We start from the raw sequence: 20,913 nt of genomic DNA, 5'->3' as shown, positions 1-20,913 counted from the left end.
GACTGGATGGAACTTAAGAATAAAACAGCCATTATTACAGGAGCCAGCAAAGGAATCGGTAAAGCAATTGCCGAAACTTTAGCTAAGGAAGGCGTTAACCTGGGATTAATCTCACGAACATTGACTGACCTGCAAAAGCTGCAGGATTCGCTGGGGAGTACATACGGTGTGAAAGTGGTGAGTGCTGTTGCAGATATATCGGATCGCGCACAGGCCGCTGCCGCTGTAGCTTCACTGGAACACGAGTTGGGCGCTGTCGATATTTTGATCAACAATGCAGGCATTGCTACCTTTGGCACAGTCGCAGATATGGACCCCGAAGAGTGGGAACGTATTATTCGCGTAAACCTGATGGGAACCTACTATGTCACACATGCTGCTCTTCCAAGCATGCTGGCACAAAAAAGCGGAAACATTATTAATATCTCCTCAACGGCAGGAGAACGAGGTTTTGCAACAGGCTCGGCATATTGCGCATCCAAATTTGCTTTGATGGGCTTCACGGAAGCACTGATGCAGGAAGTTCGCAAATCCAATATTCGCGTCACCGCGCTGACTCCAAGTACTGTCAATACAGAACTGGCGGCAAACGCAGGATTGCCTATTGGTGATGAGGATCGCATGCTTCAACCGCAAGATTTGGCCGATCTGACATTAGCCGCATTGAAACTGCCTCCACGGGTTCAATTAAAAGTAGCCGGTATTTGGACAACCAACCCACAGTAATTCGACACGACATCTTAGATTCATTGGCTGTACAATGCTCCGGCAGACGTAATTGTTCGTCATGCCGGAGCTTTTTTTCAGCATAGCTATACCAAAACAAACTGTAATATAAGCGCTTTGTACTTCCAGCATATATACATACAATTCCTACAACTATAAGCGCATTTCAGGAAAGGGGAAAAATGATGAAGAACACAGGAATGACACGGCCATTAGACCATTTAGGCCGCATTGTGCTGCCCAAGGAGCTGCGCAATTCTATGAATATTAATATTGGAGATGCCCTCGATTTTTTTATTACCCCAGAGGGACTGATGATTCGCAAGTATACGGGGGTTTCTTGCTATTTTTGTGGTGCCGTAGATCATTTGAGCTATTTTAGGGATCATCTGATATGTAAAAGTTGTATTGAAAATCTGAAGAGCGATAATCCTTCCAGTCATTTGAGTGAATCCCGTCCTGTCCAGCCCAAGAAAAGAAGGAGTTACAGAAATCAGAATGATCTCCTGAATAAACTAAAACAACTCATGCAGGAGCATCCTAATGTATCTCAAAAAGAATTAGCCGAAATGCTCGAACTATCCCAGGGACGCGTGTCACAGCTTAAAAAGCTACTCCTTTAGATAATCCTGCCGATCCGTCTGTTATTATCAACAAAAAAAGAGCCTGACGGCTCTCGGATCATCATCGTTACGCAATGTCAGAATGCTCCATAACCGGGACTCGATAGGCCAGCAAGGACTCGTCTATTACGGCAGAAATAAACGTTGCTTCTATTTCAGGCACCAATCTAAGCGCATAATTCCATGCGTTTTCTTCAATTTGCAGCGCAAGTCGTTGCCGGGTCCCTATCCCGCTCTCTTGCTCCAAAGCATCGGAGAGGTCCACTAATTCCGTATCGGCGGCGTGCCCGATCTCATGTGCAAGCACAACCGTAAAATACTCCTCAACTCGATCAACGCTGCCGAACATTTGTAAACACTGTGTTTCAATAACGTCCGTATACATGGTAATAGCGTGAGCATTCATGGCATATTTGCCCCCAATCAGCCTTCCACCAGGAAAACGTTTCTCCAGCTTAACTGTCACACCTATAGCAGCCCGTTCCAAAAGCTCAGCGACAACGCGCTCTGCCTGATATCTTTCCAACTTAGCTTCGCTCCTCAAACCAGGATATATAAAGTTATATTTACTTTAAACTTATGAAATCATGGATGTGTTCATACCATACACAGTACGATATTATACCTTTTTACAAAGGAGAATACCATGTCAGAAGATTATTATATAGGCTGGGGAACGCTTGCCCTGATTAATGCCGGCTTGGCACAGTCCAAAAATCGGAGCGGGCTAAACTGGTTTCTGCTCTCCCTATTAATAGGGCCACTGGCTACCCTTTTTATCGTTGCATGGGATAAGCTGGAATCCTAATCCAGCCATTAGGTCATTCCCATCATTATCCGGAATGAAAAGGGCAACCTTGGCGCTTCTGCTGAAGCACTGCATCTGATACTGTATTAGCCTGTCTCGACATATACGGCTTCTCTTGAACTCCGAAATTCGGCTTCACAAGCCGATTATCGTAGGAACTATGAAAAATATGCGTTGTCGCCGGGGATAGCGGGGGGATCAGCCATGTCCAATTGCCTGTCAGTGCGCGCCCAGCCTTGGCCTCCCGTTCCTCAAACAGCTTGAATTGTGCCGCTGCGGTATGGTGGTCGACAATGCTGACTCCCGCTTTTTTAAAAGAATGCAGCACAGCAATATTCAATTCCACCAGCGCCCGATCACGCCAAAGCGTTGTTTCACTCGTCGTATCCAGCCCCATCAGCTTAGCCACCTGTGGCAACATATTATAGCGGAAGGTATCCGCAAAATTACGGGCGCCGATTTCTGTTCCCATATACCAGCCGTTAAAGGGAGCCGCCGTATAGATGATACCGCCAATTTCCAGCGTCATGTCCGAAATCATAGGCACGGCATACCAACGTAATCCCAAGGAAGCGAAACCCGAAAGTTCTGGATGCTCAATGGCTACCTCCATCACCAAATGCTCAGGAATATCAAATAGCTCGGGAGGCCGCCCGCCTGCTTCCACAACCAGTGGCAAAATATCAAAAGGAGTCATCGCTCCTTGCCAGCCCATATCTTTACAAACATTGGTAAAATCCACCGAGATCGGGTCCCCGATGATCCCTTGATCGGTTTCATATCCAGCGTAACGAATGAGTTGATGGTTCCAGATGCGGATATTCGGCTGCCCCGGCTTGGAGGCGCGAAATACAGTAAGCGTTGGCTTAATTTTACCGCCATTCGTTCCTATGCGCATATGCTCCAGGAGCTCGCTGACCACCTCCGCCGCATCTGACGCGGCCCGCGCATCTCTGACCAAAAGCTTGTCCCAAAATAAGCGCCCGATGCAACGATTGCTATTGCGCCAAGCCATGAGTGCTCCGTGCTCCAGCTCTTCGTACGTATGATCATACGTTCCAGTTGTCTCTATGTCGTGACGAATATGAAGAAGCCGGGCTTCCGCTTCATCGCGGCTTCGGCCCAGCTCCTCATAACATGTATATATAAACTGCTCCGCTTCATGCAAAAGCTGTTGTTTCACTTCCATAACACACACCCCATCCCGGCAGCTCTATGACTCAAGAGCCTGTGGTCTTCCACGCCTTCACGTTATTATACTCCAGCGGCAGAGTGGAACCAACGGGATGTGTACCTTGTTCACCTGATCTCCATATACGTGGAAATATATCCCAATATCTTATCCCAAATACGCACTCAGCATCCAGATATGTTTATCCATTGCTTCTCTCAAGCCGTTAAGAAGATCCTCTGTCGCTTTATCCTGTGCTGCTTCCGCTGCTTCCATCCCATTAGCCAGTTCAACAGTGATGGTTTTAAAATCAGCAACAACGGACTTCACCATATCGTCAGCTGTCTGCTCACCTGCGGACTCCTGAATAGCTGAAAGTTGCAAATGCTCCTTCAAGGTCGCAGCCGGACGGCCACCAATAGCCAACAAACGTTCAGCAATCGTATCTAGATTAGCTGTTGCTTCATTGTAAAGTTCTTCAAATTTAGCATGCAGTGTGAAGAATTTAGGTCCTTTCACATACCAGTGAAAATAATGCAGTTTCGTGTACAATACAGACCAGGTAGCTACCTGACGATTCAATGCCTTGTGCAATTCTTGAATGGCCTCTTGTGTAGGTGCGTTCGTATGATTTAATGTACTCATGTTAAAATCCCCTCTCGTTTTCATTCAAAATATAGTTGGTGTAAAGCTTGGATACTCGTTAACAGTAGTGTCTGATTTTCTTCAAAATCCCATGCGTGAATCCAATAAATATTTATTTATTAATTTAGACTTAATCTAAATCCTGTTTTAATTATAACACTGTGTCGATGTTTTTCAAGTCTTTATTCGGTTTTAATCATGAAGATTACGTGAATTGATTGTAAATCAAACTCTATAGGCAATAGGATATCCAGAACCAAGACTTATTTATCTTTATACATAGGTTACATCAATAGGAGTAAAGAAGATGTTAATTTTGTCTGCTAAAGTATCTGTATTGTAGACAAAGTCCAAAGTCCATAACCTACTACCTCATACCTAGCCACGACAAAAAAGAGCCGGCCCGTAAGAGGGTCGGCTCTTTTATTATTCTTGCATCTCTGAAGGTTCCACGATTAAGGATACAACCTTGCCAGCATTTACATCAATCAGACCATGATCGGTAATTTTCAGGGCCGGGCTGACCGGCAAAGAATGCGTACTCAGCGACATGATTGGATTGTAATGGCGGTAGCCCAGCGACAACAAGGCTGAACGCAGCTCCTTCACATGCGCTGCAACCATTTCCAGCGGTCCTTCTGTTAAAATCCCGCCTACGGTTAACGGCAAATGGGACAGCACCTTGCCATTTTCAACTACGCAAAAGCCACCTTGGCTGGATAAAACCGTATTCGCAGCCAATATCATATCTTGCTTGTTATGCCCTACGACCAGCAAGTTATGGTTATCGTGCGAATAGGTGGTTGCCACTGCCCCACGTTTAATCGTATCTCCCCCGATCAAACCATAAGCACGGTTGCCATTCTTTCCATATCGCTCAAACGTAGCGATGAGTCCATGTTCACCATGTTCCCATACCAGTTCACCCTGCTCCACATTTGCAGGGGCAATCCGTTCGCTCGTAAAAGTTGAGCCATCCTTGACCATCATAACACGGCATTGATGTGTGCCATCAGCTACATCCATCTTTACCGTAAAATCCTGCTCCGTGAGCGGATTGAGCTTCACACTTTGATAAAAATGGGCGGGGAAGCGGCTTTTTATCGGTGCTTGATGGTATTCCTCGAATTTATCAAAAACCTTGTGTCCGTCCTTATAGACTTGCTCCACATCAAACTGACCAAGATTGGACAGCAGTACAAAGTCAGCTATTTTTCCCGGTGCAATTGTTCCGCGGTCATGCATACGCATCCGTGCAGCAGGAGTAAACGTAGCTGCATAAATGGCATCCTCAGGCTTCATGCCCATTCCAATAGCTTTACTTACGATATGGTTCAGATGCCCTCGCTCTACGAAAGAGTCTGGCATCACATCATCCGTTACGAAGCAAAAATGCTGTGCCACATCTTCCTGAATAAGATAGTCCATCACTTCAGGGGTCATCGATTTTTCCTGGATTTCAATAAACATCCCGGCAGCCATCCGCGCCTTCATACCTTCAATACTTTGGTGAGTATGGTCCGAGCCTATCCCCGCATAGATCAACTGATGCAGGTCCAAATCAAGCAGCTGCGGCGTATGGCCTTCAATGATCAGCTCCGGGTAATGCTCACGAACATGGCGTAAGATGCGGTTCGTCTTGCTTTCCGGATCACGAATGACATCCACATAGTTCATAATTTCACCCAGGCAGATCATTTCACCGGTTTGCAGCAGGGCATCTATCTCGGGAATACCGATCTCGCCTCCTGAGGTTTCGAGCGGCGTTGCCGGGACAGAGCTTGGAATACCGTAGAACATATCAGCCACGCAATCTTTGCTGGCTTCCATCATTTCCTGAATGCCTTCCAATCCGAAAACATTCGCCATTTCGTGCGGTTCCGGTACAATCGTCGTTACCCCATTGCGAATCAGCCCATAGGAAAAGGTTGCCGGTGTCACCATTGTGCTTTCGATATGCAGATGGATGTCAATCAGGCCGGGAATCATATATTTCCCATGCCCCTCTACAATCTCAGCCACCTCAAAAGACTCCAGACCACGCTGACCGATATACATAAACTTACCGCCAAGTATAGCTACATTACCTTCTTCGAACGTCTTGTAGTAACTGTTATACACCTTAACTTGTAAAATCATTTTGTCTGCACGCATGATGTATCTCCTTCATCGAACCCGCTGATTATTGGACCAGCACCATTTTATCTGCCGGAAAATGCAGGGTAACCCGCTGACCACTCAGGTAAGGCGTATCCATTTCCTGATTAGCCGTAAAGTTGCCTTTCGCCGTTTCTACCACATACTGATAGCTACGCCCCAGGTAAGTACTTACCTTAATAATACCGGGAAGCTCATTTTCCCCTGTCTCGTTGCCTTCTGTTCGAATGACCAAATCATCCGGGCGAATAGCGCCCTGACGAGCACCCGGCTGAGCAGTACCCTGATTACGCACTACGCCGAACGAAAGATCGCCTGTATTCAGTCGAATACAATCCCCTTCTTCAGTACGCTCGTCAAAACTCAGAAAATTATTAAACCCAATAAAACGGGCGACAAATTCGGTCGTCGGATATTTAAAAATGGTCGATGGAGCATCTAATTGTTCGATGTTCCCCTTATTCATAATCGCAACCTGGTCAGAAATCGAAAAACATTCCTCCTGATCATGCGATACATATACGGTAGTGATGCCCAGTTCCTGTTGAATACGGCGGATTTCCACACGCATATTTACACGCAGGTTAGCATCCAAGTTACTCAGAGGTTCATCAAACAACAGCAGATCGGGTTCAATCACAAGCGCTCGCGCAATCGCAACACGTTGACGCTGTCCGCCTGACAATTCACCGGGGAAACGTTTTTCAAATCCCCCCAGGCTAACCGTATCCAGCATGGTCATAACGCGGCGCTTTACATCATCTTCCTTTACCTTGCGTAACCGCAGACCAAATGCAACATTATCAAAAACGGACAAATGCGGGAAGAGTGCATAACTTTGGAATACAAAGCCGAAGTTCCGTTTATTTACCGGAACCCGAGTATAATCCTTATCGCCAAACAAAAATGTTCCTTGTTTAGCTTCGAGAAATCCTGCAATGAGACGAAGTGTGGTCGTTTTGCCACAACCACTCGGTCCGAGCAGCGAGAGCAATTGCCCCCGTTCGAGCTGCAAATCGAAATCCTGCAAGATCAGTTGGTTGTCATAAGCGACCGATACGCGATCCAGAGTAAGCAGTGCCATAAGGTTGAAGCCTCCATTACCTTTTAGTGAAGTAAGACAATCCCATCAGTCGTTCAATCAAGAACATCAGGATACCGGTCAAAATCATCAGCATAACCGAAATCGCCGCAATCGTCGGGTCAAAATAATTTTCGACGTAAGTCAGCATTTGAATGGGCAGGGTGCTGAAGCCCGGTCCTGTCATAAAGACGGAAATGTCGACATTGTTGAATGATTCCAGAAAGGCAATCAGGATAGCCGCAATAATACCTGAGCGGATGTTGGGCAGAACCACCTTGAAAAAGGTTTCCAGCCGTCCAGCCCCCAAACTAAGCGCTGCTTCCTCAATCGCAAAATCAAAGTTAGACAAACTGGATGCAATGACTCTAATAATGAACGGCAGCATAATCACCGTATGTCCGATCAATAGTCCAGCATATACTGGTAAATGGTAAACAATGATCAGATAGCGCAGCAGTGTAAAACCAAGAACAATACCCGGTATAAGCAACGGGGAAAGGAACAAAGCATTCAGCGCATCCTTCCCGCGAAACGAAAAACGACTAAGTGCATAGGCGGCAGGCATACCGATCAACAGTGCCAAGATGTTGCCTAGCAGAGAAACGACAATGGACGTTTTGAACGTGGACATAAACAAATCCACTTCAAAAATATTTTCATACCAGCGCAAAGAAAAGCCCTGCGGAGGAAATTTTAACACCGTGCCCGGCTCGAAAGAAGTGACCGATATGATCAACAGCGGACCGAGCAGAAAGATGAAGACCAGCAGGCTAAAGAAGCCTAGTCCGTAATGTTTCTCCCGCATATCCACCTACCCCTTCGGATTGAGTTTATGGGCCGCCTTATTTAAGAGACCGACCACGATAAATGTAATAACAATCATAATTGTTGCAATAACAGAAGCTAAAAACCAGTCGTTTAGCGTCATCGCGTTCTGATACAAAAATGTAGCGATAACCCGCTGTTTTCCTCCAAGTAGTGCTGGTGTCGTATATGCAGTCAGACTGCCCACGAAAACGAGAATGCTTCCAATGATCAGGCCCGGCACAGACAGCGGAAATACGATTTTACGAAATGCGCTAAATCTGGAGGCCCCGAGGCTCTGAGCAGCATGAACAAGATCACCGTCGATATTTTCGAGTACACCAATCAGTGAAATAATCATCAGCGGTAAAAACAAATGAACCAGACCAATAATCATCGCTGCCGGAGTATACAAAATATTCAGCGGCTCATCCACGAGTCCTAAACCGATGAGCACGTTATTTAACAGCCCCTTGCGACCCAGAATGACCATCCAACTGAATGACCGCACCACCGGACTCGTCAACAAGGGGAAGATAGCCAGCGCTAGCAAAATCCCTTTACGACGCGGGGCCTTTTGCGAAATATAATAAGCCGTCGGGAAGCCGAGTAATACGCACACAAGTGTCGTTACGACACTGACTTCCAGCGTAGTCAGCAATATTTTCAGAAAATAAGGGTCCTTGAAGAAATGGAGATAGCCTTCTAGGGTGAATGAGCTGTTCTGTACGAAGGTCGAACCGATCGTCAACACAATCGGAATGACCATGAACACCGCCAGAAAGAGCAGACCTGGCAGCAGCAGCCAATACAAGTATGTTTTCTTCATGGGTAGCTCCTTGCGGTTATCAAAATGTTATTCCTTATTCAGCACCTGGATAAACAGCTCCAGAAAAGCTTCGCTGTCCACCTGTTCGCACACATTCATATTAGGGCTATGATTGAGGCGGTTCTGTACATCGCCCACTGTTTGTCCATCACATATGCGACTCGAGGTTTCCACGTCGACATACAACAGCGAGGTATTTACTAACCTCGAATTCAACGCGACACCCACGGCAAGCGGGTCATGAAGCGCACACGCTTTTACCCCGTTGCGTTCTTCATAACGCTTGGTATAAACGGCCGTGCTTTCAGCTACATAATTACGAATTGCTGGGCGGGTCAGACGAGCAATATGATCCGCAGTCAGCAGAGCCTTCCGTGTTACATCCAGTCCCACCTGTATCAACCGGCCAAATCCTGCATGAAATACGATTCGTGCGGCTTCAGGATCAGCATACATGTTGTACTCCGCTACAGGTGTAATATTGCCGCACCCGTGAATAACACCGCCCATAAAAATGACCTCATGGACGTGATCCGTCAGTTCGGGACACTTCAGCAGCGCCAGTGCCAAATTGGTGAGCGGCCCGGTGCAAATGAGCGTCACTTCCCCCCGGTGAGCCATCACGGTATCAATGATGATATCCGGTGCAAAACCTTCGGACGCAGACATGGCTGGTACTACTCCACTCAATGCACCTCCAATGCCGTCTTCTCCATGGACACGGTGCTCGTGCAGACCTTTACGTATTAAGGGAGCCTCTGCCCCCCGATAAACCGGAATATCCGGTCTATCCAAAAGGTCGAGGATTTTGCATGTGTTCAATGTTGCTTGTTTAAGTGAAACATTACCGCATACTGTAGTAATCGCTTGAATATCCAGCTGACCACTTTTGGCCGCTAGTAAAATACCCAACGCATCATCAATACCCGTATCTACATCTAGTATGACCTTTTTCATTATTGTGCAACTTCCCGGTTCCAGCGATCTGTCCATGCCTTGATATGATCGTTAACGAACTTCATATCCAGCTTGGTCAGCTTGTTCACTACATCCGCACCGTACGTAATTCCCTCTGTATCCGCACCAGATAGTACCACCTGCGTATTCACCGGGGAATCAACCTTTGCCTTGGCGGATTTTTCTTGAACTTCCTTGCTCAGCTGCCAGTTGATAAATTCCTCAGCCAGCTCCTTCTGGTCGGAGCCTTTCACTACATTAATCGTGTTCATTACTGCGTAAGCACCTTCATTAGGAGCTATAAATTTCGCTCCTGGCACAGCCGCCTGCAAATCTTTGAAGTACATTTCCATGATCGGACCGCCCGCAATTTCTTGTTGACTAAACATGTTCACGAACTCGGACGTTTTACTATAAAACTTAACGATATTCGGACTCAGCTCTTTCAGTTTTCCGAAGGCTTGGTCTTCATTAAACTCCTTACTACCCGCTACTTTGGAGGCTGCATCTACCATCATTGGTCCGGCAGTCGCCGTAATGTTCGGCAGAGTCACGTTTCCTTTGAACTCACTGCCCCACAGGTCAGCCCAAGAGGTCACATTCTTTTTCACCAGCTCCGGATTATAGGCAATACCGAGACGCCCAACTGTATAAGCAGGACCATACTCCTCACCCAGCGGTGCTTTGGCAATGTCATAAATTTGGTTCAGGTTCGGCACCTTGCTGCGATCCAGCTTCTCAAACAATCCCTGTTGAATTCCCTGTTGAGCATAATAATCAGACAGATAAATCAGATCGACGTCTGTACTACCTTGACTGATTTTGTTCAGCCGTTCTGCGTTATTTCCAATTTCGACTACGATGTCAACGTTATGTTCCTTTTCAAAAGGCTCGTACACTTCTTTGTTAAAAAAGTCCTCGGAAAAGCCCCATGTTGAAATAACTAGTTTCTTTTTCCCATCAGCTGAGCCATCTTTTCCATCTGTCTGCCCGCCAGTAGCATTGCTGCCGCAACCTGCCAGTACCACAGATGCCAAGGTCACAGCCATAAATCCTTTAAACCATTTTTTCATATGAAACTCCCCCTGTTTTTTTTATTCTGCACACCTTATGACACAAAAAAGAAAAGTACTCTTGTAAAACAAGAATACTTTTCTTCGTAAACAAAGAATAAGTTGATCCCGCTGCGCGTTATAACAGGTTCTCCCCTCAGATAGATCCGAAGCGAAAAGCCGAATATCCAATTTTATTAGGATTCTTTCAGTATGATGTTCGTAATTGCCCACTGCGTTGCTGCATCATAATCGCGCAGTAAAGCTTCTATATCGAGCTCCATATCCTCAATCAGCTTCTCGCGAAGTCTCTTCTTGTACAGCATGGACATTCGGAAATCCACTTCCAGCTTCAAGCCGGGGGCTTCCACTTCCAATGCCGCCGAGCGTGGAGAACGCCGGTGCTTCGCCACAAAGGTAACAATGTTGTTCTCAACGGTGGCCCGCAGCAGCGTGGTCCCGAAGCCGAACAGTTCCTTTGAAACTTCATTGTAAATCTGGCACATCCGCTTCTTGCTTTCGTTACTGTCGAGCAGCGTCAATGAACCCACCCTCATCAGCATATTACGTACAATCAATCTTTCAACACGATAGATTATACATAAATATACGATAAATAGCAAACAAAAATCCCTAATCTAATAACATATGATGCGAAAAAGCGAACAATATGTCGAACTTTGTAGCTTTTCAACATTTTTACACTTTTTCGTCTAACCCTTAAGTTTCCGAACACTGCTATATTCCCCGCAGGAAAATTAAAGTAGACTACAAAGTCGTTATCGTTACCACTCTGGGAGAATATTTTTTTCTTCTACTATATATGTAGTTTTATTTAAACGCATTTAACCATACCCCGCGGGAGTCCCCTAGCGGTTGTGCGGTTTTTTATGTTATGTAGCTGACTTAATGGTTGAGCTCTACATCACCATTGTGCAGCCCGTTTGCGTCTCTCCTCACGCCGATCAACTTCTTCCATTTTCCGAATATAACGTTTCAACTGCTCTTTATGATCGTCCAATTCCTGTATTCGTACAGTTGTGCCTTGGAGAAACGTCTCCATTTTACGTGTTAATTCAGCAGCCGATTCGCCCCTCCAGTCTTGCAGACGACCATATATATTTCTCATCTGCTGCTCCTGATGCTGAAGTCTTTGCTTTAGCTGTTCGCATTGCTGTACAGCCCTTCGCAGATCCCCCAGACTCAAAGATATTCTGCCCATCTCTTTTGCCCCCTATTGTGTTCTTACAGCTGATCTTTTACTGATCCACCATCGTGAATTCCTGACCCTTGCGATCTATATATTCTGCTATCTCCGTAATTGATTCCTGATACCAGCGATTAATCCGATCTAGCGTTGCCGTTGCACTATGCGCAATTGGGGTCAAAGACTGACTTTCACTTGTCCCGATATGAGCCTGAAATAACTGGATGGATGCTCGGGTATCGCTAGAGAACCCTTGCAGGCTGGAACGCATCTGGTTAGCCGCATGCTTTAGCTCCTCAGGTGTTAATTGAATTGTGCCCCCATTTTTGTTGCCCACAAAATATGCCCCACCATGGGTGCGACCATTTTGCTGTCCTTCTCCCATCAGATTCACTCCCAGTGTAGTAGCAGCAAACTGCCCGAAAGCACCCATTTGTCCACCGTAGCGTTCAACCAGGTCGCCCATGACTTCCTTGAGTTCTGCTCGCGCAGCCAGCATTTGCTCGTACGCCTGCACCCGTGGATTGCCTTCCACCAATTGACCGTCCATGGTGTACAGTGGATTGCTAATATTGCCATTTTCATCAAACGTAAAGTTTCCCATGCTATGAGTGTTCTCTCCACCTAATACAGAATTATAGAATTTGGTGAATGCATCTTGCTGCATCATAGGCAGCGTAACCGGGACAAAAACAATTGGGGACCATTGAGGACCAAAAATAAGATCTCTTAATTCATTATTTTTTTTAAGTGGAACTGAAACAGGAATAGTAAACTTGGCCGCATTGGCAGTCTTATAATCACTCCCAATATGATACGTTTCCCCCACATGTTGATTAGCTTTAGTAGCTCCCCCACCAACGCTATCTCCGGGATGGGCAAAAGCCACATTAGTCTTCTTGAATTCTCCTGCTTTCACCCTCTTTTGAAGATCTTCAGGCAATAAATGTACAATACCCGGAGCAGCAAAACTCACGGATGATAAACCATTTTTCACTGCAATATATTCTGCTTCTGCACCGCCTAAAGAATGGCCTGTCGTAGAAATTTCGGAAGCGGGGTACTTCTTCTTCACTTCGTCATACAGTGTTTGGGCTTTTGTAAACTGATTATCTTGATACTGGGCTTCATAATGTTGAAATGAGCTTTGTACCTGTGGGGGGAGCTTTTTTATCTCTTCTTGATTATTGGCATAATAATCGTGAACTTGATTTAAAGTTTTTGCTCGTCCGCCCACAACATCGCTAATGTCCGTTCCTATGTCCATCGCTCTACTCCATATTGGTCTTCCCCCTGGTTCAGTTCCCCTATATCCTATAATCACCTGATTGCTATTCTCATTGTGAAAAACGGTCGCATCAAATCCAGAACCGTTCGTGTCATGTAATAGTTTCTCGTCTAAATCAACAACCTTCCAACCGGGAATATCTTCATTTTTATAAGTCTTTGGATCAATATCCAATAGGTAAGCCTCATCTGCTATCTTCCAGTATGTTTTTTCGCTAATATACTGCAACTATTACCCCACCTTGTCTAATCACCTAATATATTATAAAGTTAGAAAAAGTTGATACTTTCAAAAAAGGAGCATCAAAAATTGAAAAAGAAAAAAATTTGGGTTACTGCTCTTATCTTATTCTTCATCCTAGTAGGAGCTCTCTATTACATGCAGTACGCATCAAATGTAAAAAAAGAAGAAGCCGTTAGAGCAGGTATACCTATTGGAAAAGAGTACATCCAAAAATACTATAGGGCTGATTTCATATTTAAGAGTTATGACTATATAGGGAGCTATGTTAATAATACGGTTCATCTAATCGGCTATATAAAAGGGCATGAAGGTCAATCGATATCTATTGCTTACGATTTTGAAAAAAAAGAAGTGCTTAGTGTAACCGGACCGGATTGGTTCATTGACAGTCGATACCCTAAAAAGAATGTTCCACCATTTTAAAAATCAAGATTTGTATGCAAAAAAAAGCATATATGATTCATTCCAGTTCAAGAATATATTTTTCCAATCTAAGGAAGTGAAATCATTATAATACTTCCTGTTTACTTGCGGTATAGTTGAAGGTGAAAATAAGTATAAAGTCGTTGGTTACTGCATTTCTGGTCGTGGTTCATACCTAATAACGATTAGGACTTTGTAACTGGATGTTAGAAGAAATTTGCGTATATGAACATAATTTTTAGAGGTTGTATTGAGCTAATCCTTATATTGGCTATAATGATCTATTCTATTATTAACAAACAAAGCAATAATGTTCCTGGGTATATAAAAGGGGATAATAAGGAGAAGAATACAACTTGAAGAAGAAAAAGGTTTGGGGAAGCATCCTTATATTACTTTCCATCCTTGTCGGAATCTTTTGTTACATGCAATATACAGCAAATACAGAAAAAGAAGAATACGTCCAATCTGGCATACCTATTGGAAAAGAATACATTAGGAAACATTATAATGCCGAGTTTATATACAAAAATTACGACTTTATTGGCGGCTATGTTAACTCTACCGTTTATCTTCGTGGCTATATAAAAGGACATGAAGGTCAGATAATCTCACTAAATTACGACTATAAGAAAAAAAAGGTACTCTACGTAACTGGACCGGATTGGTTCATCGATAGTCAGGATCCCAAGAAGGACGTATCTGTTCCATAAAATAAGATTCGCTTTATTCAGTAAATAAGTTCACTCTTCCATTCTCAGGAAGCAATATCATTATAATGTATTATATTTATTTCGAGTATCAATCGGAACAGAAATGAGGACAAAGTCGGAGAGGATTGTATTTTGGTGATAGTTCTTACCTAATAACGTTTAGGACTTTATAGCTGTATGTTAGGAGAAGATTACGTAAATGAACATACCTTTTAAGTTGTGTCTAATATTTCTATGACGCCGCTTATTCTGACAGGATTCGGTTTCTCAGTACCTCAAGAAAAAGAGTTATAGATGTCGCAACTCCCATCGGCATCAACCTTATCCACTACAAACTACGCTATATTAGAGGTCACGGGAACAGCAAAATTACCATTCACTACACTTATTAAACTAATGAAGTGATCAAGGTTTCTGGACCGGGTTGGTTTGTTATTGGTTTATTAATAGTAGGGTTATAGATGAGGATGCTCCTTATTCCTAAGAAAGCGTGTAGCATATTCACTCCAATTCTAAGGAGATTAATTCAACTTGAAAAAGAAACAATTATGGCTTTTTGTCTTTATATTACTTGTCATTCTGGTAGGAGTCTTCTATTACATGCAGTACGCATCGAATGCCAAAAAAGAAGAAATCGTTCGAACAGGCATACCTATTGGAAAAGAGTACATCAAGAAATACTATAGGGCAGATTTCATATTTAAGAGTTATGACTATATAGGTAGCTATGTTAATAACACGGTTCATCTAATCGGTTATATAAAAGGGCATGAAGGCCAATCGATATCTATCGCTTACGATTTTAAAAAGAAAGAAGTGTCTAGTGTAACCGGACCAGATTGGTTCATTGACAGCCGCTATCCCAAAAAGATTATTTTTCCATTCTAAAGTCAAGTCCAGCATCCAAATAATCAGCCCTCTAACAGATGACTTTTTCCTAAATATGAAGAAGTAATATCATTAAAATACTTCCTGTTACTGAGAGATATTTGCAACAAAAATAAGAACCAAGTCATTGTTCACTGCATTCTGGTTGTAGTTCACATTAAATTATAAATAGCATGTTAGGGGAATGTTGCGTAAATGAACACAATCCTTAAATGTTGCACAGTTCTCATCATAATATTAACCATTCTGGGCGGTTGTGGTTTTTCTACTTCTCAAGAGGAAGAGATAGTGGAGACTGCTACTACTGTCAGTATCAAATATATTGAAACTCACTATAATACGGATTTCGTATTAAAAAACTACACTATTGAAGAAAACAGTGTCTTTGCAAGAGTACATCTTTACGGCTATATAAAAGGAAATGATACAGACTTAATTAGGATATCCTATGACTTGGACTCAAAAGAAATCGTCAATGTTACGGGACCGGATTGGTTTATTAATAGTAAGGTTATAGATAAGAATGCACCTTATTCCTAGAAAACGTATAGCATATTTAGCTCAATTTTAAGGAGAATAATTCGACTTGAAAAAGAAACAATTATGGCTTTTTGCCCTTATATTACTTGTCATTCTGGTAGGAGTTTTCTATTACATGCAGTACGCATCGAATGCTAAAAAGAAGAAATCGTTCGGACAGGCCTACCTTTCGGAAAAGAGTACATTAAGAAATACTATAGGGCAGATTTCATATTTAAGAGTTATGACTATATAGGTAGCTATATTAATAACACGGTTTATCTAATCGGCTATATAAAAGGACACGAAGATTCAATCGATATCCATCGCTTACGATTTTGGAAAAAAAGAAGTTCTAGATGTATTAGGACCTGCTTGGTTCATTGACAGTAGGAATCCTAAAAAGAATTAGAATATTGAACCATGATTGCAGAAAAGGCTCCTTAGGAGCCTCTTCCAGTCGTCGTTAGTCCCCACCTTTGGTGCTATGCTTAGTTACATGAATAAAAGGATATTCGCCTTTGCTTATTTTACGTTTCCATTCTTGAATCATATCTTCTTGGGTAGGCGGTTTCTCGTTTACGATTGCTCCTGTGGTTTCTTTAGCCATACTCTTTATCCTCTCACGGTGGATTTAGTTATTGCGTCTTTATCTTTTCTCCAGTCATTTTGATGTTACCATCCATTTCTACCAAACTCGTTTTACATTTTAAGCCGATGGCATCCTTCGCGGTGACCTGTATTGTGTTACCCGCATTGAACACCAGGTTCCCGTCAGCTTTTACACGGATATCCTTTTTGCTTCGCAGTTCAATTCCATGGTCATCCAGCAGTCGAATCACCACTTCATCGTCGTTCCCCGTAATTAAAATTTCATTTTTCTCAAATATAATGGCTTTGCGGTACTTGGTCATAAAGATTTTCGTCGACGGGTCCTTAATAAAGTCACCACCTTTGGATCTCTTTCGGATCGAGTGAGTTACAATGGCGTCTTTTTCTTTAGAGGTCGGAAAGTAGATATCTACAAAGTCAAACAACTCTGGCATGCAGTACCATCCCGTATTCCCTTCCGATGTATAGAATGTAGCCGTTGGAAAAGCGAAGGTTTCCTTGACGTTAGGCTTGACCTTATCCATTTCATAAAAGAAAACCTTTACATGATCCTGCTCGATTCCAATGACCTTGGACTTCAATGATATGCCACGAATGCTCTCATTTAAAATCAAATCCTGTTTCATTCCATCCGATGTAGTCAGCACATATTCATACCACAAGACACTATGCCGTATAAACGCAACAGACTGCAGGACATATAAGGTTTTTCCTTTGAATTTGACCTCTGCGCCAATATGCAGCAGAACATCTTTGGCCCCTGTCGTTTGTACTTTGTAATACAAAAGATTGTCGTCCTTGCTGGCCCCTGGCTTGGTTTTTCTGGTCATCGAGTAGTTATACTGTTTTAGCTCACCTTGATTGACACCATCCGGTAATCCAAAATAAAACTGAGGTTTGTCTCCAATCGGATCAGGTATCAGTCCCCAACCAAGCCGAGACGCTATACGTTTTAGAAATGACCAGTCCGTTTCGTCGAATTGCATCGTAAATTCCTGTAAAAGCTGATCTTTTAAGCGGCTCGTACAATTGGCTTTGGGATATGATTTAAGTACATGTTCAAGTAATGCCTGCACCTTCATCTTCACATTTTGAAAAGATTGTCTATGAAGCACTTCATCCAGCTGGCTTGTATAGGAGAGGGCTTCGACGACCAAATAGGCTACATTGGACACCAACTTGATTCTGAACTGCATGACTAATCCCCTAAATAATACAATCTGCTTTTGATCATCATTCACATAAGAAACGACTAACTTAGCCCCTGCCTCCATATGATCTGTATACTCTTCCATTTGAGCACCCGTTAACACACCTGTCAAAAAGACTTTCACATGCTCATTCATTTTCTGTACAACTTTAACTTTCGGATTTTTAAGAGATAAAACCGTTCCGTTATACTTTATGATTGGATATCCCATGTCTCTGCCCCTTTTTGTCGGTTAGTTTACAATTATCCGTTGTTTGCTTACGTACTGAATGACATCTTTAATGGTTTGATTATGCTCCTGATCGTTGAGAGCCTGATCCAATGCAGGGAGCGTGGTAAAGGTTTTATTTTTTTTCTGAAAATATATATCGGCCATAGGGAATGGAACTACACCCTGGGGACCGGCCCCTGTAATGTATTCCCCAATGATCACGATATCGGAGTATCCATCGTGATTCACATCTTTGAAAGAAATAGCCTTTACTCCCTCCAACATGCCGTTGTTATTTCCACTAAATTCAGGGAGAGTATATAAAATAGTACCTGCGTTATCTAATAGAAAAAAACTCGCCTGATTTAACCCATTGGTATCCCTTGTAGCGGATACAAACTCTACTTCTCCCCACCCATTCAGGTTGGTAGTAAAGGATTGGCTTTTGTCTATGGCATATTGATTGTGGTCTATTTTTCGCTGTACTTCCCCATCAACATTAGATAATTTAAATTCTTGGTATATTTCAACTCCTTTTCGAGAAAATTGAACGATTACATTTGGAACCATATCACTTGTAATCAAGAAACCATCCATATTCTCTGAAATCCCTATATTCATTTCTATATGCTGCTGGTTTTCTACAGTTAGTGTGTTATCTTCGATACTCAGGTCCCAAAAATTAGTAGAATTGATTATATTAGTGAAACTATGATTCTTATCAGACCATTTTTGATTATCTAACTCCCAAGAAGAAACAAATACAGGCTTAGGTGAATACAAAGAAAGGTAACCTCCCAATAAAAGCTCTACCTTACCTTTATAAGTACTAACCACAAAATCTGTAACCTTCTGTGCATCTTCATTCAAAACTAATTGAGCACGTACATGTCCCTCATCATTCCACCACTGAATAATTGTAAAATTATTTTCCAACGTACCCTTTAGATCAATAGGAGCTTGAAAATTAATAACTCTAACATTCAATTTGTTGTCTTTAAGAACTACCACTTTAGTCGACGAAACAACTGTTTCATCAAGTATGTTACTAAGTTCATCACCCTTTATTTTTGTACTATCCTGCATATTCATTAGAGCAACTAAACCCGATGTAAACTGCTCCAAGTTGCTTTGTCTTATATCACTCTTTAAATCTTCATTTTTAATGTTACTTAGTTTACTTTTCAATTGTTCCAACTCAATTTGAAAAGAACCGCTTGAGTTTATATCATTAATATGAGACGAGCCCCTATCTGATTCTGATTGGAAGTGAGCACATCCATCCAAGGTAATACACAACAGTAACAATAGAAGAAAAAGCAAGATTCTCATTTAATCCATATCTCCATTTTCACTTAAAATGATTATTTGTCAGATCGAAGTCACGTTGAAGATCATAGGATTTACCATGCACAGTTCCGGTTCCATTAACAATGGTAAATTTTCTAGAACTTACGTCTTCCCTATATTTCGCTTTCGATTTATCAACTGCTGCTTGAGCTATAACTTTTAAAGCTTCCTGTTCACTCAGGTTTCCGCTTTTTATCTTCTGCTGAATCGTGTTTGTCTGCGATTGTTTAAATCCACCATTTTGTACAGCTATATCAAAGGCAAGAGCCAGTCCTCTTTCTGTTTTAAGATTAAAATCATTCGCTATAGAGTAGGCTTTGTTGATATACTTGTCCATTGCTTTGTTCTGTATTTCTTGGAATTCTTTTGTATTACACATAGCAATCAGTTGCGCTTTCCAATCTGGCTTTATCTTATTACGATTATCATTTATAGACCTTGCCCAATTCATTTGATCTTGCTTTGAGCCTTGCAAGGCTTTTGCTAATGAGGCGTAATTCTCTCCGAATATTTTTTTTGCCTGATTATTATATTTATTCACAAATGATATTAACATTGGTTGTAGAGTACCTTGCCCTATATTCCACTGTAAAATCCCTAAAGAAAGGCCTTGATTGTCAGAATTACCAGCTATGTTGGCATAGCCACTTCCTTCAAAAGAAGCCGTAATTTTTATAGCCTTTTGTATAGCATCATCTTTCTGAGTCGTTGCAGGCTTATCAGTTTTTTCTGTAGTCTTAGGAGTGTTTTTCTCTATAGGCTTTTCTTTCACCAACGGTTGCGATTTGCTATACTTCCCAATAATCACCTGTGCTTCTTGACTATACTTATCCATTGCAGCTTTTAAGGCTTTTGGGTCTTTACTTAGATCCTTGCCATCGATGATGCCATGATCATGAGCCGTATACCATTTTACTGTAAAATCAGTTAACTTATCGGCATCTGCCTTAGACGTTTTGGCAATTGTATTAATCAAAGTGACTTTATCGCGAAGGGCTTTACCTGCTTTTTCTGCCGCTTTCTTTTGCTTGATATTCCCGCTTCCTTCAGCGGTCATCCAACGAACTGTTTCTTTTTGCATCTGTTCTTGGGCCCACTTGGGCATCGTCGCCATTTCGCGTAGCTTGCTGCGAAGGCCTTCTGCCAGCTTTTGCGCTTTACGCATGCCGACTTCGTCACCATTGGCCTGAGCGATATACCAATCCTCTTTGTATTTGCGCAGCCAGGACTGGGCCCAGTCAGGATAATTTAATTTCTGTTTCTTCTGCTCTGCCACCAGGTCAAAAGCCTTTGCTTTCCTGTGCGCATTAGCGGTTGTTAAAGCTTTCAACATAGGTGTTGCACCAAACGTTGGTTCTTTCCACTTCATATGCCTTCTCCTTTGTTAGGAATA

General features: G+C 42.7%; 23 protein-coding genes. 7 read left to right on the top strand and 16 right to left on the bottom strand.

Features of this window, described 5'->3' with window-relative positions; translation table 11 throughout:
* Nucleotides 1-6: 6 nt before the first annotated feature.
* Both NLX82_RS14900 and NLX82_RS14895 read left to right on the top strand, forming a co-directional pair.
* Complete coding sequence (locus tag NLX82_RS14900) at nucleotides 7-726, top strand: 3-ketoacyl-ACP reductase (RefSeq protein ID WP_076264523.1); 720 nt, start codon at nucleotides 7-9, stop codon at nucleotides 724-726.
* Between the two features lie 185 nt (nucleotides 727-911).
* Nucleotides 912-1,349 (top strand): AbrB/MazE/SpoVT family DNA-binding domain-containing protein, encoded by a 438-nt coding sequence (locus NLX82_RS14895; protein ID WP_013312449.1) that lies wholly within the window; start codon nucleotides 912-914, stop codon nucleotides 1,347-1,349.
* 67 nt (nucleotides 1,350-1,416) lie between these two features.
* Here the strand turns inward: NLX82_RS14895 and NLX82_RS14890 are convergent, their stop codons facing one another.
* Nucleotides 1,417-1,875 carry a hypothetical protein gene (locus tag NLX82_RS14890; protein ID WP_053326325.1) on the bottom strand — a complete coding sequence of 153 codons (459 nt, stop codon included), beginning with the start codon at nucleotides 1,873-1,875 and terminating at the stop codon, nucleotides 1,417-1,419.
* Between the two features lie 120 nt (nucleotides 1,876-1,995).
* Between NLX82_RS14890 and NLX82_RS14885 the strand changes: the two genes are divergently transcribed.
* Nucleotides 1,996-2,157 (top strand): hypothetical protein, encoded by a 162-nt coding sequence (locus tag NLX82_RS14885; protein ID WP_013312451.1) that lies wholly within the window; start codon nucleotides 1,996-1,998, stop codon nucleotides 2,155-2,157.
* Between the two features lie 25 nt (nucleotides 2,158-2,182).
* Here NLX82_RS14885 and NLX82_RS14880 read toward each other — a convergent pair whose 3' ends face one another.
* The 11 genes from NLX82_RS14880 to NLX82_RS14830 form a co-directional block, all read right to left on the bottom strand.
* On the bottom strand, nucleotides 2,183-3,346 hold the full coding sequence (locus NLX82_RS14880; RefSeq protein ID WP_160789274.1) for a nitric oxide synthase oxygenase: 1,164 nt from the start codon (nucleotides 3,344-3,346) through the stop codon (nucleotides 2,183-2,185).
* Between the two features lie 150 nt (nucleotides 3,347-3,496).
* The gene (locus tag NLX82_RS14875) at nucleotides 3,497-3,973 is read right to left on the bottom strand and encodes a Dps family protein (protein WP_023990827.1); all 477 of its coding nucleotides are present in this window, start codon (nucleotides 3,971-3,973) and stop codon (nucleotides 3,497-3,499) included.
* 426 nt (nucleotides 3,974-4,399) lie between these two features.
* The gene (locus NLX82_RS14870; protein ID WP_069080087.1) at nucleotides 4,400-6,127 is read right to left on the bottom strand and encodes an adenine deaminase C-terminal domain-containing protein; all 1,728 of its coding nucleotides are present in this window, start codon (nucleotides 6,125-6,127) and stop codon (nucleotides 4,400-4,402) included.
* A gap of 28 nt (nucleotides 6,128-6,155) precedes the next feature.
* Nucleotides 6,156-7,214 carry an ABC transporter ATP-binding protein gene (locus NLX82_RS14865; protein WP_254348437.1) on the bottom strand — a complete coding sequence of 353 codons (1,059 nt, stop codon included), beginning with the start codon at nucleotides 7,212-7,214 and terminating at the stop codon, nucleotides 6,156-6,158.
* 16 nt (nucleotides 7,215-7,230) lie between these two features.
* Nucleotides 7,231-8,019, bottom strand: coding sequence for an ABC transporter permease (locus NLX82_RS14860; protein ID WP_013312456.1), 789 nt, complete (start codon nucleotides 8,017-8,019; stop codon nucleotides 7,231-7,233).
* 6 nt (nucleotides 8,020-8,025) lie between these two features.
* Nucleotides 8,026-8,847: an ABC transporter permease gene (locus tag NLX82_RS14855; protein ID WP_013312457.1), complete on the bottom strand. Its 822-nt coding sequence runs from the start codon at nucleotides 8,845-8,847 to the stop codon at nucleotides 8,026-8,028.
* 27 nt (nucleotides 8,848-8,874) lie between these two features.
* Nucleotides 8,875-9,804, bottom strand: coding sequence for a nucleoside hydrolase (locus tag NLX82_RS14850; protein ID WP_069080085.1), 930 nt, complete (start codon nucleotides 9,802-9,804; stop codon nucleotides 8,875-8,877).
* Entirely contained in the window at nucleotides 9,804-10,877 is a 1,074-nt protein-coding gene (locus tag NLX82_RS14845) for an ABC transporter substrate-binding protein (protein ID WP_254348435.1), read from the bottom strand. Before NLX82_RS14845 ends, NLX82_RS14850 begins: the two co-directional genes overlap by 1 nt.
* 176 nt (nucleotides 10,878-11,053) lie before the next feature.
* Nucleotides 11,054-11,398, bottom strand: coding sequence for a hypothetical protein (locus NLX82_RS14840; RefSeq protein WP_023990832.1), 345 nt, complete (start codon nucleotides 11,396-11,398; stop codon nucleotides 11,054-11,056).
* Between the two features lie 383 nt (nucleotides 11,399-11,781).
* Nucleotides 11,782-12,078 (bottom strand): WXG100 family type VII secretion target, encoded by a 297-nt coding sequence (locus NLX82_RS14835; protein ID WP_254348428.1) that lies wholly within the window; start codon nucleotides 12,076-12,078, stop codon nucleotides 11,782-11,784.
* Nucleotides 12,079-12,115: 37 nt separating this feature from the next.
* Nucleotides 12,116-13,579, bottom strand: a complete 1,464-nt coding sequence (locus NLX82_RS14830) for a hypothetical protein (protein ID WP_069080083.1) — start codon at nucleotides 13,577-13,579, stop codon at nucleotides 12,116-12,118.
* 81 nt (nucleotides 13,580-13,660) lie between these two features.
* Here NLX82_RS14830 and NLX82_RS14825 point away from each other — a divergent pair, with 81 nt between their 5' ends.
* The 4 genes from NLX82_RS14825 (at nucleotide 13,661) to NLX82_RS14810 (ending at nucleotide 16,158) form a co-directional block, all read left to right on the top strand.
* Complete coding sequence (locus tag NLX82_RS14825; protein ID WP_053326329.1) at nucleotides 13,661-14,017, top strand: hypothetical protein; 357 nt, start codon at nucleotides 13,661-13,663, stop codon at nucleotides 14,015-14,017.
* A 356-nt stretch (nucleotides 14,018-14,373) separates the two neighbouring features.
* Entirely contained in the window at nucleotides 14,374-14,730 is a 357-nt protein-coding gene (locus tag NLX82_RS14820) for a hypothetical protein (protein WP_254348426.1), read from the top strand.
* Nucleotides 14,731-15,261: 531 nt separating this feature from the next.
* Nucleotides 15,262-15,618, top strand: a complete 357-nt coding sequence (locus NLX82_RS14815; protein WP_254348424.1) for a hypothetical protein — start codon at nucleotides 15,262-15,264, stop codon at nucleotides 15,616-15,618.
* 195 nt (nucleotides 15,619-15,813) lie between these two features.
* The gene (locus tag NLX82_RS14810; RefSeq protein ID WP_254348422.1) at nucleotides 15,814-16,158 is read left to right on the top strand and encodes a hypothetical protein; all 345 of its coding nucleotides are present in this window, start codon (nucleotides 15,814-15,816) and stop codon (nucleotides 16,156-16,158) included.
* A gap of 445 nt (nucleotides 16,159-16,603) precedes the next feature.
* Here the strand turns inward: NLX82_RS14810 and NLX82_RS14805 are convergent, their stop codons facing one another.
* From NLX82_RS14805 to NLX82_RS14790, 4 genes are read right to left on the bottom strand one after another with little or no spacing between them, the layout of a single operon-like run.
* Complete coding sequence (locus tag NLX82_RS14805) at nucleotides 16,604-16,747, bottom strand: hypothetical protein (RefSeq protein WP_254348420.1); 144 nt, start codon at nucleotides 16,745-16,747, stop codon at nucleotides 16,604-16,606.
* A gap of 28 nt (nucleotides 16,748-16,775) precedes the next feature.
* Nucleotides 16,776-18,170, bottom strand: a complete 1,395-nt coding sequence (locus NLX82_RS14800) for a phage late control D family protein (protein WP_254348418.1) — start codon at nucleotides 18,168-18,170, stop codon at nucleotides 16,776-16,778.
* Between the two features lie 21 nt (nucleotides 18,171-18,191).
* Entirely contained in the window at nucleotides 18,192-19,502 is a 1,311-nt protein-coding gene (locus NLX82_RS14795) for a hypothetical protein (RefSeq protein WP_254348411.1), read from the bottom strand.
* Between the two features lie 19 nt (nucleotides 19,503-19,521).
* Nucleotides 19,522-20,889, bottom strand: coding sequence for a hypothetical protein (locus tag NLX82_RS14790; RefSeq protein ID WP_254348410.1), 1,368 nt, complete (start codon nucleotides 20,887-20,889; stop codon nucleotides 19,522-19,524).
* Between the last annotated feature and the right edge of the window lie 24 nt (nucleotides 20,890-20,913).

Source organism: Paenibacillus sp. A3M_27_13, assembly GCF_024213315.1.
In the GTDB taxonomy this organism is placed as follows: domain Bacteria; phylum Bacillota; class Bacilli; order Paenibacillales; family Paenibacillaceae; genus Paenibacillus; species Paenibacillus polymyxa_B.
This window is presented reverse-complemented; position numbering and strand designations above follow the sequence as displayed.

Excerpts from the sequence above, each read along its gene's own strand:
- NLX82_RS14900 (WP_076264523.1), top strand. The coding sequence starts at position 7 with ATGGAACTTAAGAATAAAACAGCCATTATTACAGGAGCCAGCAAAGGA.
- NLX82_RS14895 (WP_013312449.1), top strand. The coding sequence starts at position 912 with ATGAAGAACACAGGAATGACACGGCCATTAGACCATTTAGGCCGCATT.
- NLX82_RS14885 (WP_013312451.1), top strand. The coding sequence starts at position 1,996 with ATGTCAGAAGATTATTATATAGGCTGGGGAACGCTTGCCCTGATTAAT.
- NLX82_RS14880 (WP_160789274.1), bottom strand. The coding sequence starts at position 3,346 with ATGGAAGTGAAACAACAGCTTTTGCATGAAGCGGAGCAGTTTATATAT.
- NLX82_RS14875 (WP_023990827.1), bottom strand. The coding sequence starts at position 3,973 with ATGAGTACATTAAATCATACGAACGCACCTACACAAGAGGCCATTCAA.
- NLX82_RS14870 (WP_069080087.1), bottom strand. The coding sequence starts at position 6,127 with ATGCGTGCAGACAAAATGATTTTACAAGTTAAGGTGTATAACAGTTAC.
- NLX82_RS14865 (WP_254348437.1), bottom strand. The coding sequence starts at position 7,214 with ATGGCACTGCTTACTCTGGATCGCGTATCGGTCGCTTATGACAACCAA.
- NLX82_RS14860 (WP_013312456.1), bottom strand. The coding sequence starts at position 8,019 with ATGCGGGAGAAACATTACGGACTAGGCTTCTTTAGCCTGCTGGTCTTC.
- NLX82_RS14855 (WP_013312457.1), bottom strand. The coding sequence starts at position 8,847 with ATGAAGAAAACATACTTGTATTGGCTGCTGCTGCCAGGTCTGCTCTTT.
- NLX82_RS14850 (WP_069080085.1), bottom strand. The coding sequence starts at position 9,804 with ATGAAAAAGGTCATACTAGATGTAGATACGGGTATTGATGATGCGTTG.
- NLX82_RS14845 (WP_254348435.1), bottom strand. The coding sequence starts at position 10,877 with ATGAAAAAATGGTTTAAAGGATTTATGGCTGTGACCTTGGCATCTGTG.
- NLX82_RS14835 (WP_254348428.1), bottom strand. The coding sequence starts at position 12,078 with ATGGGCAGAATATCTTTGAGTCTGGGGGATCTGCGAAGGGCTGTACAG.
- NLX82_RS14810 (WP_254348422.1), top strand. The coding sequence starts at position 15,814 with ATGAACACAATCCTTAAATGTTGCACAGTTCTCATCATAATATTAACC.
- NLX82_RS14805 (WP_254348420.1), bottom strand. The coding sequence starts at position 16,747 with ATGGCTAAAGAAACCACAGGAGCAATCGTAAACGAGAAACCGCCTACC.
- NLX82_RS14800 (WP_254348418.1), bottom strand. The coding sequence starts at position 18,170 with ATGGGATATCCAATCATAAAGTATAACGGAACGGTTTTATCTCTTAAA.
- NLX82_RS14795 (WP_254348411.1), bottom strand. The coding sequence starts at position 19,502 with ATGAGAATCTTGCTTTTTCTTCTATTGTTACTGTTGTGTATTACCTTG.
- NLX82_RS14790 (WP_254348410.1), bottom strand. The coding sequence starts at position 20,889 with ATGAAGTGGAAAGAACCAACGTTTGGTGCAACACCTATGTTGAAAGCT.